At 65.0% G+C, this 12,552-nt stretch carries 9 protein-coding genes; 4 read left to right on the plus strand and 5 right to left on the minus strand.

Annotated elements, in window-relative coordinates; genetic code table 11:
* Positions 1-5: 5 nt before the first annotated feature.
* Positions 6-611: a TetR/AcrR family transcriptional regulator gene (locus tag ACFFWD_RS09985; RefSeq protein ID WP_376964421.1), complete on the minus strand. Its 606-nt coding sequence runs from the start codon at positions 609-611 to the stop codon at positions 6-8.
* A 201-nt stretch (positions 612-812) separates the two neighbouring features.
* Here ACFFWD_RS09985 and ACFFWD_RS09990 point away from each other — a divergent pair, with 201 nt between their 5' ends.
* A complete protein-coding gene (locus tag ACFFWD_RS09990; RefSeq protein WP_376964424.1) occupies positions 813-2,057 on the plus strand; it encodes an efflux RND transporter periplasmic adaptor subunit in 1,245 nt (414 codons plus the stop codon).
* A 27-nt stretch (positions 2,058-2,084) separates the two neighbouring features.
* Positions 2,085-5,267, plus strand: a complete 3,183-nt coding sequence (locus ACFFWD_RS09995) for an efflux RND transporter permease subunit (RefSeq protein ID WP_376964427.1) — start codon at positions 2,085-2,087, stop codon at positions 5,265-5,267.
* 18 nt (positions 5,268-5,285) lie between these two features.
* On the opposite strand, the gene ACFFWD_RS10000 is transcribed toward ACFFWD_RS09995, so the two are convergent.
* The 4 genes from ACFFWD_RS10000 to ACFFWD_RS10015 form a co-directional block, all read right to left on the minus strand.
* Positions 5,286-5,510, minus strand: a complete 225-nt coding sequence (locus ACFFWD_RS10000) for a hypothetical protein (RefSeq protein WP_376964430.1) — start codon at positions 5,508-5,510, stop codon at positions 5,286-5,288.
* Between the two features lie 190 nt (positions 5,511-5,700).
* The gene (locus ACFFWD_RS10005; RefSeq protein ID WP_376964433.1) at positions 5,701-6,501 is read right to left on the minus strand and encodes an SDR family NAD(P)-dependent oxidoreductase; all 801 of its coding nucleotides are present in this window, start codon (positions 6,499-6,501) and stop codon (positions 5,701-5,703) included.
* 1 nt (position 6,502) lies between these two features.
* Positions 6,503-7,057: a carboxymuconolactone decarboxylase family protein gene (locus tag ACFFWD_RS10010; RefSeq protein ID WP_376964436.1), complete on the minus strand. Its 555-nt coding sequence runs from the start codon at positions 7,055-7,057 to the stop codon at positions 6,503-6,505.
* A 45-nt stretch (positions 7,058-7,102) separates the two neighbouring features.
* Positions 7,103-8,056: a hypothetical protein gene (locus ACFFWD_RS10015; RefSeq protein ID WP_376964439.1), complete on the minus strand. Its 954-nt coding sequence runs from the start codon at positions 8,054-8,056 to the stop codon at positions 7,103-7,105.
* 204 nt (positions 8,057-8,260) lie between these two features.
* Here ACFFWD_RS10015 and ACFFWD_RS10020 point away from each other — a divergent pair, with 204 nt between their 5' ends.
* Both ACFFWD_RS10020 and ACFFWD_RS10025 read left to right on the plus strand, forming a co-directional pair.
* Complete coding sequence (locus ACFFWD_RS10020) at positions 8,261-11,734, plus strand: indolepyruvate ferredoxin oxidoreductase family protein (RefSeq protein ID WP_376964442.1); 3,474 nt, start codon at positions 8,261-8,263, stop codon at positions 11,732-11,734.
* Positions 11,735-11,971: 237 nt separating this feature from the next.
* Entirely contained in the window at positions 11,972-12,403 is a 432-nt protein-coding gene (locus ACFFWD_RS10025) for a hypothetical protein (protein ID WP_376964445.1), read from the plus strand.
* Positions 12,404-12,552: the final 149 nt, after the last annotated feature.

Genomic DNA, 12,552 nt, shown 5'->3' on the forward strand with positions numbered 1-12,552 from the left:
TGCCGTTACAACTCGCCCCTCGACTGCTCCTCGAACGCCTTCAACGACACCGCAGCTACCTGGCGGAGCGCGTCGCGGTCGGCGCCCGAGGAGGCCATCACGCCCATGCCGGCGGTGACAGCAGACAGGTAGCGCGCAAGCGCGGCGGGATCGGCGCCCTCGCTCAGATCGCCATCGGCCTTCGCGCGCACGAAGCGTTCGCGCAACTGATCCTCGGTGTGGGTCCGCCGTGCGGCGAGCTCGAACGGAACATTCTCCGATCCGGTGCCGCAGGCGAGGCCGCCCTGGACCAGAAGGCAGCCGGGTGGGTTGGCGGGATCGGTCTGGGCGTCGGCGGTCCCCATCAAGAGCTGCATCGCGACTTCGCGGGCGGTCGGGGCGCCCAGCACCTCTTCCATCCAGGCGTCGCGTCTTTCGGTGTAGCGGTCGAGCGCTGCCTTCAGCAGGCCTTCCTTGCTGCCGAAGGCGGCATAGAGGCTCGGCGGATTGATGTTCATGGCGTCGGTGAGCTGCGCGATCGTCGCGCCCTCATAGCCGTGCCGCCAAAACACCTCCATTGCCCGCTCCAAAGCCGCGTCCGTGTCGAAGGCGCGGGGGCGTCCCATTCCCATTTGCGTTGCTCCCTGACCCGGGTGCCGTTTCTATGACGGACTTTCCCTAAGTCTATCCTGTTGTTCGAGCTGATGTTTTCCCTGACTTCCAATTTCCCCAGGATTGCGCTAAGAATTTCGTAGTGCCTGATACATAAGTACCTTGCGAACCGGCGTCCAGCTCCACATTTGTAGTGAACACTACAATTCTGGAGCGCGCAAATGCCCCGATCCGCCAAAAATCCCCATTCCGGCCGTTTCCGACGCATCGTCGGCGGCATCGTGATCCTCGGCGCCGTCGCGGTGGCCGGTTCGGTCGCGACCGGCCACTATTTTCATTCCGCGCAGGCAACCGCCAGCGCCACCGCCCCCGAGCAGGCCGTCGCCGTGACGGTCGCCGTCGTCGAGCCGCGCCAGACCAGCCTGTTCGACGAATTTTCGGGCCGGCTGGAGGCGATCGACCGCGTCGAGCTCCGCCCGCGGGTGGCCGGCGCGATCCTCTCGACCAACTTCACCGAGGGCGCGCTGGTCAAGGCCGGCGATGTCCTCTTCAAGATCGACCCCGCGCCCTACGGCGCCGAGGTCGACAAGGCCACGGCGCAGCTCGAGGCGGCCAAGGCCCGCGCGGTCTTTACCGCCAGCGAAGTCGAGCGCGGCGCGCAGCTCGTCGGCAACAACGTGGTGACCAAGCGCGATTTCGACCAGCGCGACAACGCCAATCGCGAGGCGGTCGCCAATGTGAAGGCGGCCGAGGCGACGTTGCAGACGGCCAGGCTCAATCTCGACTACACCGAGGTCCGTGCTCCGGTCGATGGCCGGGTCGGCAAGATCGAGGTCACCGTCGGCAACCTCGTTGCCGCCGGCACCGCTTCGCCGGTCTTGACCTCGCTGGTCTCGGTCAACCCAATCTATGCGAGCTTCGATGCGGACGAGGAAGTCGTGCTGCGCGCGTTGAACTCGATCGCGGACGCCTCCGGCAAGCGCGGCAACCTCGACCGCATCCCGGTCGAGATGACGACGTCCGGCCGCGGCAGCGCCAAGGGGCACATCCAGCTCATCGACAACCAGGTCAACGGCAAGAGCGGCACCATTCGCGTCCGCGCGGTGTTCAAGAACGACGACGGCCGGCTGATTCCGGGCCAGTTCGCGCGCGTGCGCATGGGCCAGCCGCAGCAACAGACGCTGGTCATGATCGACGAGCGCGCCGTCGGCACCGACCAGGACAAGAAGTTCGTCATGGTCGTCGGCGACGACAACCGCGCGGTCTACCGCCCGGTCACGCTCGGCGGCTCGGCTGAAGGGCTGCGCATCGTGACCGCCGGCCTGAAATCGGGCGACCGCATCGTCGTCAACGGCCTGCAGCGCGTGCGTCCCGGCGCACTTCTGAAGATGGAGGTCGCCGCGATGGGCGCACGCGGCACGCAACAGGCATCCAACGAAACCAACCAGCACGTCGCGCAGCGCTAAGCAGAACCTGCGCGCGGGGGCGGACCCATGAATCTCTCAAAATTCTTCATCGACCGGCCGATCTTCGCCGCTGTCCTTTCGATCCTGATCTTCCTCGCCGGCCTGATCTCGCTCCTGGCGATGCCGATCTCGGAATATCCCGACGTCGTGCCGCCGTCGGTTGTGGTCCGCGCGACCTATCCGGGCGCCAATCCCAAGGTCATCGCGGAGACGGTCGCGACCCCGATCGAGGAGCAGATCAACGGCGTCGAGGGCATGCTCTACATGGCGAGCCAGGCGACCACCGACGGCGCGATGACGCTGACGGTGACGTTCCGCCTCGGCACCGATCCCGACAAGGCGACGCAACTGGTGCAGAACCGCGTGCAGCAGGCCGAGCCGCGCCTGCCGGCGGTGGTGCGCCAGCTTGGCATCATCACCAAGAAGAGCTCGCCTGACCTCACCATGGTCGTGCATCTGTTGTCGCCGAACAACCGCTACGACATGACATACTTGCGCAACTACGCGGTGCTCAACGTCAAGGACCGGTTGGCACGGATCGACGGTGTCGGCGACGTCCAGCTCTATGGCGCTGGCGACTATTCGATGCGGGTCTGGGTCGATCCGCAGAAGGCCGCCGAGCACGGCCTGACCGCAAATGACATCGTGAAGTCAATCCAGGCGCAGAACGTCGAAGCCGCCGCCGGCGTGGTCGGCTCGTCGCCGAGCGTCAAGGGCATCGACCTGCAGCTCTCGGTCAACGCCGAGGGCCGGCTGTCGACCGAGGAGCAGTTCGGCGAGATCGTGGTGAAGACCGGCGGGCAGGGCGAGGTGGTGCGGCTGCGCGACGTCGCCCGCATCGAGCTCGGCGCGTCCGAATACGGCCTGCGTTCGCTGCTCGACAACAAGCAGGCGGTCGCGATCCCGATCTTCCAGGCTCCCGGCTCGAACGCGCTGCAGATCTCCGATCATGTCCGCGCCACCATGGCCGAGATCAAGAAGAACATGCCGGAAGGCGTCTCCTACCAGATCGTCTACGATCCGACGCAGTTCGTGCGCTCCTCGATCGAGGCCGTGATCCATACGCTGCTGGAGGCGGTCGCGCTGGTCGTGCTGGTCGTGATCCTGTTCCTGCAGACCTGGCGCGCCTCGATCATTCCGCTGCTCGCGGTGCCGGTGTCGATCGTCGGCACCTTCGCGGTGATGCACGTGTTCGGCTTCTCCATCAATGCGCTCAGCCTGTTCGGCCTGGTGCTGGCGATCGGCATCGTGGTCGACGACGCCATCGTCGTGGTCGAGAACGTCGAGCGCAACATCGAATCCGGCTTGTCGCCGCGCGACGCCACCAACCAGGCGATGCGCGAAGTGTCCGGACCGATTATCGCGATCGCGCTGGTGCTGATCGCGGTGTTCGTTCCGCTTGCCTTCATCTCTGGCCTGACGGGGCAGTTCTACAAGCAGTTCGCGCTGACGATCGCGATCTCGACGGTGATCTCGGCTATCAACTCGCTGACGCTGTCGCCGGCGCTGTCGGCGCTGCTGCTGAAAGGCCATCACGAACCGAAGGACCGGCTGACGCGGATCATGGAGAAGTCGCTGGGCTGGTTCTTCCGCGGCTTCAATAAGGTCTTCATCCGGTCGTCCGAGAACTATGGCCGCACGGTCACCAAGGTGATCTACGGCAAGGCCGCGGTGATCGGTCTCTATGTGCTGCTCATCGGCCTGATCGGCGTGCTGTTCAAGCAGGTGCCGAGCGGCTTCGTGCCGGGGCAGGACAAGCAATATCTGGTCGGCTTTTCGCGATTGCCCGACGGTGCCACGCTCGATCGCACCGAGGAAGTGATCCGCAAGATGAGCGACATCGCCCTGACACAGCCCGGCGTCGAAAGCTCGGTGGCGTTCCCGGGCCTGTCGATCAGTGGCTTCACCAACTCCTCCAATGCCGGCATCGTGTTCTCGACGCTGAAGCCGTTCGACGAGCGCAAGAACCCCGCGCTCAGCGGTCCGGCGATCGCGGCCGACATGAACAAGAAATATGCCGGCATCCAGGAAGCCTTCATCGCCATGTTCCCGCCGCCGCCGGTCAACGGCCTCGGCACGATCGGCGGCTTCAAGCTGCAGATCGAGGACCGCGCCGGCCTCGGCTACGACGCGCTGAACGAGGCGACGAAGGCGTTCATGGCGGCGATGCAGAAGGCGCCGGAGATCGCCGGCGTGTTCTCGAGCTTCCAGGTCAACGTGCCGCAGCTGTTTGCCGACATCGACCGCACCAAGGCGCTGCAGCTCGGGGTGCCCGTGACCGAGGTCTTCAACACGCTGCAGATCTATCTCGGCTCCTACTACGTCAACGACTTCAACAAATTTGGCCGCACCTACTCGGTCTATGTCCAGGCCGACGCGCCGTTCCGTGCCCGCGCCGACGACATCAGGCAGTTGAAGGTGCGCTCGTCGTCCGGCGACATGGTGCCGCTATCGGCGCTGCTGAAGATTCGCCAAAGCGCAGGCCCCGAGCGCGCGATCCGCTACAACGGCTTCCTGTCGTCCGACATCAACGCGGCGGCGGCGCCCGGCTATTCCTCCGGCCAGGCGCAGGAGGCGGCGACGCGGATTGCCGCCGAGGTGCTGCCGCCCGGCTTTGCGTTCGAATGGACCGATCTGACCTATCAGGAGTTCATCGCCGGCAATTCGGGGGTCTGGGTATTTCCGCTGGCGATCCTGCTCGTGTTCCTGGTGCTCGCTGCGCTCTATGAGAGCCTGACCCTGCCGCTCTCGATCATCATGATCGTGCCGATGGGATTGTTGGCCGCGATGTTCGGGGTCTGGATCTCGAAGGGCGACAACAACGTGTTCACCCAGATCGGCCTGATCGTGTTGGTGGGCCTGTCGGCGAAGAACGCGATCCTGATCGTTGAATTCGCGCGCGAGCTCGAATTCGCCGGCCGCTCGCCGATCCGTGCCGCGATCGAGGCGAGCCGGCTGCGGCTGCGGCCGATCCTGATGACGTCGATGGCGTTCATCATGGGCGTTTTGCCGCTGGTGCTCTCGACCGGCGCGGGCTCGGAGATGCGGCGCGCGATGGGCGTCGCGGTGTTCTCCGGCATGATCGGCGTCACGGTCTTCGGCCTGTTTCTGACGCCGGTATTCTATGTGCTGCTTCGCACTGTCACCGGGATGAAGCCGTTGACGCAGCACGGCGAAGCCACCATTTCGGGAAAGGCGCACGCGGCGTGAAGCCGCGTGCGCAGACCTTCAGGCTGCAATGTCCTGCAGCAGTTGCGACGAGCCGCGGATCAACGCTTTGCGACCCGCGGGCGTCAACGCCAGCGATTCACCTCGCACTGCAACAAAGCCCAGCGTGATCAGGCTCTCGACGGCAAACCGGCTCATTCTTGACGGGTTGGCTGCGGGCGCACGCAACGCCTTCAGTGCTTCCCACTGATCGGGTCTGAGTTCGAGATCGAGTTCTTCGCTCATGGGTCCAGGCACTCCAGATTCACGAGGTGCCTGATATCGAGCGCAGATGAATTTCGTGCGACCACATCGAGTCAGGATTTCGATTTATGTGCACGCACCGTCACATCATCGTGTCATTGGAATATTTCAACTTTTACGAATCGCAACGTGCTTTGGCCCGTGATCTCGTCACACAGGTTAATCACGTAGGTTAACCGCGCCGCACACTCGCGCCGCCATCGACCGGCAAGGTGACGCCGGTGATAAAGTTGGCTTCATCGGAAGCGAGGAACAGCGCGGCGTTGGCGACGTCCCAGCCGGTCCCCATCTTGTGGCGCAGCGGAACCTTGCTGTCGCGTTCGGCCTCCACTTCGGCACGGCTCTTCTTGAACTCTCGCGCGCGGGTATCGACCGCCATCGGCGTGTTCATCAGCCCGGGCAGGATCACATTGGCGCGAATGCCATATGACGCGTTCTGGTAGGCGAGCTGCTCGGTGAAGGCGATCATGGCCGATTTCGTCGCCTTGTAGGCGACGTAGGGGTAGGTCGTGATCGCGGCGATCGACGAGATGTTGATGATGGAACCGTACCGCTGCTGCCGCATGATCGGGATCACGTGCTTGGCGGCGAGGATGCAGCTCCGCAAATTGATCGCGACGCAGCGGTCGAACGCCTCCTCGGATATGTCGAGCAGTTCCGCATCGCCGCCAGAGAGGCTCACGCCGACATTGTTGTGCAGGATATCGACGCTACCCCAGCGCGCGTGGGCATCCGTCACCATCGCCTTGATGTCGGCATTCCTGGTGACGTCGGCCTTGAAGGCGACAGCAGTGCCGCCCTTGGCTGCGATCATCTCGACGGTCTCCTGCGCCGAGTCCAGATTGTGATCGGCGCACAGCACCTTCGCGCCCTCGTGCGCGAAGGTCAGCGCGGTGGCGCGGCCGTTGCCGATGCCCTCGCCGGGGCTCTGGCCGGCGCCGACGACGATGGCGACGCGATCTTTGAGGCGCATCTCACTTCACTCCCTGTAACGGGTACTGCTGCAGTACGTCTTTGTAAGGCGGTTCGTTGTCGATCTTCATGGTCGCGAGCACGCGGACCACGGCGCAGTAGAAGGCGATGGTCAGCACCAGGTCGGTCATGTGCTCGTCGGACAGTTCCTGCTTGATCTCCGCGAAGGTCGCATCCGACATCGAAAGCTCGCGTACCATCTCGCGGGCACCTCGCAGGACGGCTTTCGCCAGCGGCTCCAGCGTCGACGGCTTGCCTTCGGTCTCCGCGATCAGGCCCTGGATATCAGCGTCGGTGACGCCGAACTCCCTGCCGATCTTCACATGATGGGTGAACTCGTATTCCGATTTCTCCAGCCAGCCGACCTGCAGGATCGCAAGCTCGCGCAGCCGGGGGTCGAGCTTGCTCTTGAAGCGGATGTAGCCGCCGATGCCGTTGAAGGCCCGCGCCATATCAGGCGAGTTGACCAGGAGCTTGTGCAGATTGGTGTTGCGCTTGAGTATGTCGCGATACTCGGGCGCGACCTGGTCGGCTTCGAGATAGGGCAGGCGGGCCATCGTTGTCCTTGATTTGACGGCTTGCGGGATGAAGCGGCGGTCAGCTCAGCCATAGAGTGCTTTGTGCTCGCTTTGGTAGTTGGCGTAGGAATCCTTCATGCTGGCGCCGTTGAGCAGCATGGTCGCAACCGGTCTGTCGTCGGCTCCGAACACCGTCGTGCGCACCCACATGCTCTCCGTGCGCTTGCTGCCTGAGAGCGCGACCACCTCGCGTTCCGCCCAATAGGTCTCGCCCGGGAACAACGGCCCCCGCAGCAGGCGGATCTCCTGATCGGCAAACAGCCCGACGGCGGGGCCGCGGACCGGCAGCCGGTCCTCGCGCGCGCGGTACTGGAACAGCACGCTCAGCATCTCCATCGGGATGATGGCCCGCCCCCAGGGATTGTGCTCCTGCGCATAATAGCCGTCCGAGGGTTCGGTGATCACCTTCAGCTTGTCGGCCAGCGAAAACGGATAGAGGTCGCCCATGTTCTGGTCGAAATCCATCTTGATCGCCTGTCGAGGGGTCTTCATGCCAACCTTGATGTCGGCGAGGATGACGGGATCGGTAAGCGGCTTCAGTTCGCCGAGCCGATGGCTGAGGGCCGTTTCGCTGCCGTCACCGCCGACGGAGGCCGTGCCGCGCAAAACCTCCGTACCGTCGCGCTTGATCATCCCGATCGCACACACCGTCTGGCCGGCGTTCGGCTTCTCGATCTGGGCCTGCACCTCTTCGCCTTCGAAGACCGGATTGCGGTAGTGCGCGGACAAGCATCCGGTCTCGAACCAGGCTCGGCCCCAGATCCGCTCGCACAGCGGCGCGAACTGGCTGAAATGTGTCGGTCCCTCTATCGTTCCGCCCCGGAAGCCGAGCTTTTGCGCGGTGGCATCGTCGTGAATCGAAGCGTGGGAATCGTAGACCTGGGCCTGAAGCATCTGTTTCGGGCCGCGCCACGGCCCGACCAGCAGATTGGCGTTCTCCGTCACTTCCGTCGTGAACGCTGTTTCGACTGAAATCATCCTTGGTCTCCCTTTGAGTGCCACCGTTTCAAAGAAGGCGGGGCTCGGCAAGGCCTCGCACGCGCAACACGGAGATATGTGCTGCGGCCATGGAACGTGGCTGTTCATGCATAACAAAATCAGTGCATGCTGATGCATGATCATGCGCAGATAATGAGACCGGTTCGGACCGGCGCAGAGATTCAGGGACGGGGAGCCTCGATAATGGCGTTGCTGGAAGTTGGGCTGGACGACAAGTACCGGTTGGACGCGAAACGTATCTTCCTCTCCGGTACCCAGGCGCTGGTCCGGTTGCCCATGTTGCAGCGCGAACGCGATCGCGCGCATGGGCTGAACACGGCGGGCTTCATCTCCGGCTATCGCGGCTCGCCGCTCGGCATGTACGACCACGCATTGTGGCGCGCCAAGTCCTTCCTGAAGGAGCATGACATCGCCTTCGTGCCTGGTCTCAACGAGGACCTGGCGGCGACCGCGGTGTGGGGCAGCCAGCAGGTCGGCATGTTCCCGGGCGCCAAGGTCAATGGCGTGTTCGGCATCTGGTACGGCAAGGGTCCCGGCGTCGACCGCTCGCTGGATGCGCTCAAGCATGCCAATTCGGCCGGCACCGCGCCCAATGGCGGCGTGATCGCACTCGCCGGCGACGATCATGGTTGCCAGTCCTCGACGCTCGCCCACCAGAGCGAGCAGGTGTTCGCCTCGGCGCTGATGCCGGTGGTCAATCCGGCGACGCTGCAGGATTATCTTGACCTCGGCATCCTCGGCTTTGCGTTGTCGCGCTATTCCGGCTGCTGGGTCGGCTTCAAGGCGATCTCGGAGACGGTCGAAAGCTCGGCCTCGATCGTCAGCGACCCCGATCGCATCAGGATCATCACCCCCGACGATTTCGAAATGCCGCCGGGCGGATTGTCGATCCGCTGGCCGGATCCGCCGCTCGAGGCGGAGCGGCGCCTGCACGGCCCGAAGATGGAGGCGGTCGCAGCCTTCGCGCGCGCCAACCGCTTCGACCGCATCGTGTTGGACTCCAAGCCGGCGCGGCTCGGCATCATGGCGACCGGCAAAGCCTATCTCGACCTGCGCCAGGCGCTAGCCGATCTCGGGATCACGGACGCGGAGGCGCAGGCGCTCGGCTTGCGCATCTACAAGGTGGCGCTGACCTGGCCGCTCGAGGAGCGCGGCGCGCGCGCCTTCGCCGAAGGCCTGCAGGACGTGCTCGTCGTCGAGGAGAAGCGCGGCTTCATCGAGGACCAGCTCGTCCGCATCCTCTACAACATGGACGCGTCAAAGCGGCCGTCGGTGGTGGGAAAACGCGACGAGAGCGGCGCGATGCTGTTGCCGAGCGAAGGCGAACTGACGCCGACCATGGTGGCCGCGGCGGTGGTGGCGCGGCTGCGCAGGCTCGGCCACCGCAGCCCGCTCTTGGAGCAGCGGCTTGCCAAGCTCGAGGCGTTCGACCGTCCGGCCGAAGGTTCCGGTGCCGTCAAGCTGGCGCGCACGCCGTATTTCTGCTCGGGCTGCCCGCACAACACCTCGACCAGGATTCCGGAAGGCAGCCGCGCCATGGCCGGCATCGGCTGTCACGGCATGGCACTGTCGGTGCCGAACCGCCGCACCGCGACGATCTCGCATATGGGCGCGGAGGGCGTGAGCTGGATCGGGCAGGCACCGTTCACCAGCGAACCGCACGTGTTCCAGAATCTCGGCGATGGCACCTACACCCATTCCGGCTTGCTGGCACTCCGCGCCGCGGCCGCCGCCGGCGTCAACATCACCTACAAGATCCTCTACAACGATGCGGTGGCGATGACCGGCGGCCAGCCGGCCGAAGGCGGCTTTACGGTGTCGCAAATTGCCCACCAGGTCGCGGCCGAGGGGACCAAACGGCTCGCGATCGTCTCCGACGATCCAGAGAAATATCCGGCGAATTATTTTCCGACCGATGCCACCGTGCACCATCGCCGCGAGCTCGACGCTGTGCAGCGCGAGCTGCGCGACATCAAGGGCCTGACGGTCTTGATCTACGACCAGACCTGCGCCGCCGAAAAGCGCCGCCGCCGCAAGCGCGGGCTCTATCCCGATCCGCCGAAGCGCGTCTTCATCAATGAGCGGGTCTGCGAGGGCTGCGGCGACTGCTCGCAAGCTTCGAATTGTGTCTCGGTGCAGCCGCTGGAAACCGAGTTCGGCCGCAAGCGCCGCATCGACCAGTCGAACTGCAACAAGGATTTCTCCTGCATCGAGGGTTTTTGCCCGAGCTTCGTGATGGTGCAGGATCCCAAGCTGCGCAAGGCCGACCGCACCGCGGCCGATCCGAAGGCGCTGTTCGCGGATTTGCCGACCCCGCCGACACCCGCGCTCGCCGGTCCCTACAACATCCTGGTCACCGGCATCGGCGGCACCGGCGTCATCACCATCGGCGCGCTGCTCGGCATGGCCGCGCATGTCCAGGGCATGGCGTGCTCGACGCTCGACTTCACCGGCCTGTCGCAGAAGAACGGCGCCGTGATGAGCCATGTCCGGCTGGCGCCGGCGGCCGACATGCTCACCACGGTGCGCATCGCGCCGGGCAATGCCAATTTGATCCTGGGCTGCGACCTCGTCGTTGCCACCAGCGGACCGGCGCTGAGCCGCGCCGAGCGTGGCGTCACCCGCGCTGTCGTCAACGCCGACCTGCTGCCGACCGCGAGCTTCGTGATCAATCCGGACATCGATTTCGAGGCCGGCGCGATGCGCGACGCGCTCAACGGGGCGGTAACGCCAGGCGATCTCGATATCCTCGATGCGACCGGGCTCGCCACCGCGCTGATGGGCGACAGCATCGCGACCAATGCGTTCATGCTCGGCTTCGCATTCCAGCGCGGCGCGATCCCGCTGTCGCTCGACACCATACTGAAGGCGATCGAGCTCAACGGCGCCGCGATCGAGATGAACAAGACGGCGTTCGCGTGGGGCCGGCTCGCCGCGCACGACCTGCCGCGCGTGGTCAGCGCGGCGCGCTTCAAGAGCGCCGGTGCGGCACCCGCCAAGCGGACGCTGGACGAGGCGATCGCTTTCCGCGCCAAGGTCCTGACCGACTATCAGGACGAGGCTTACGCGAAGCGCTACCTCGCCGATGTCGCGCGCGTGCGCGCGGCCGAGACGGCGGCCGCCCCAGGCTCGCATGAGCTGACCGAAGCCTTCGCAAAAGGTCTGTTCAAGCTGATGGCCTACAAGGACGAGTACGAGGTCGCACGGCTCTATTCGGACGGCGAGTTCGCCAAAGCGCTGAAGGAGCAGTTCGACGGCGATCCGGCGCTCAAGGTGCTGCTCGCGCCGCCGCTCTTGGCGCGCCGTGACAAGGCCACCGGCCATTTGCAGAAGCGCGAGTTCGGCTCGTGGGTGTTCAAGGCCTTCGGCGTGCTGGCGCGGCTCAAGGGGCTGCGCGGCACCGCGCTCGACATCTTCGGCTACACCGCTGAACGCAGGATGGAGCGCGCGCTGCCAGGCGAGTATTCGGCGATGATCCTGCGCCACCTCGACGGCCACAAGCCGCTCGACCTGCCGCGGCTGGTGGCGCTCGCGAAATCGGCGGATCTCGTGCGCGGCTATGGCCACGTCAAGGAAGCCAATGTCGCCCGCTACCGCGCCGAATGCACGCGGCTCGACAGCGCGATCGGCCAGCCAGTCGCGCAGGCGGCGGAATAGGGCGCGCTCGAGCTTCGGTTTTGATTGAATCAGAACGAAGCTCAAGAACCTGGTTTTGACGCGTTTTCTTCACGCGAACCGGTATCCGCCTCGCTCGAGAACGCTATGGGCTGGCCGCGGGGAACTTTCCGCGGCCGCCCTGGTTGACCAGTAACCTTGCCCGCAACACCGGCTGGTATTGCGTAGGCTGGCTCCCTACATGATCACCGCTCTCTGAGTGATTTCAGGAGGCTTTTGATGGTCCTGAAAAGCGTTTTTGTTGCAGCCGTTTGTGGCGCGTCCCTCGCATTGGGCAGCGTGGCGTCGGCCGACGAGTATCGCCCGAGCGAGTTTCTCGGCCTTGATCTTTCCAAGGCCGTGCTGTCGCCGAAGCGCCTCGGCCCGCCGGCGCAGTTTGAGCCGGTCCCGGTTGAGGCGAAGAGCGACCGCGGCAGCGATGCGCAGGCCAAGGCCGAGCCCAAGATCGAACAGCCGAAGGTCGAGCCGCAGAAGACCGTGCGCACGGCCAAGGTGACCGCAGAGCCCGCCGAGCGGCCGCGTGCGGCGGCGCGTGCTTCCGCCCGCGCCAAGCTGGCGCGGCGGCATGCCACTCCGCTCGACGCGCAGGCGCGCGATACGCGGGTCCAGACCTGGCCCTGCCGTTCCGGCGGCATCTGCAACTGGCGGTGATTGCGCTGCCGCAGCGCTCCGGCGTCCCTTTTGCACACGGGCGACGATACTCAACCCGTCATCCTGAGGAGCGCGCTCCTCCAGCGACAACGGCTAAGCCGTTGCGCGGGGATGACCGGTTGGGCTTCGAGCTCAGCGTACACAGCTCC

The organism is Bradyrhizobium erythrophlei (assembly GCF_042430365.1).
GTDB lineage: Bacteria > Pseudomonadota > Alphaproteobacteria > Rhizobiales > Xanthobacteraceae > Bradyrhizobium > Bradyrhizobium erythrophlei.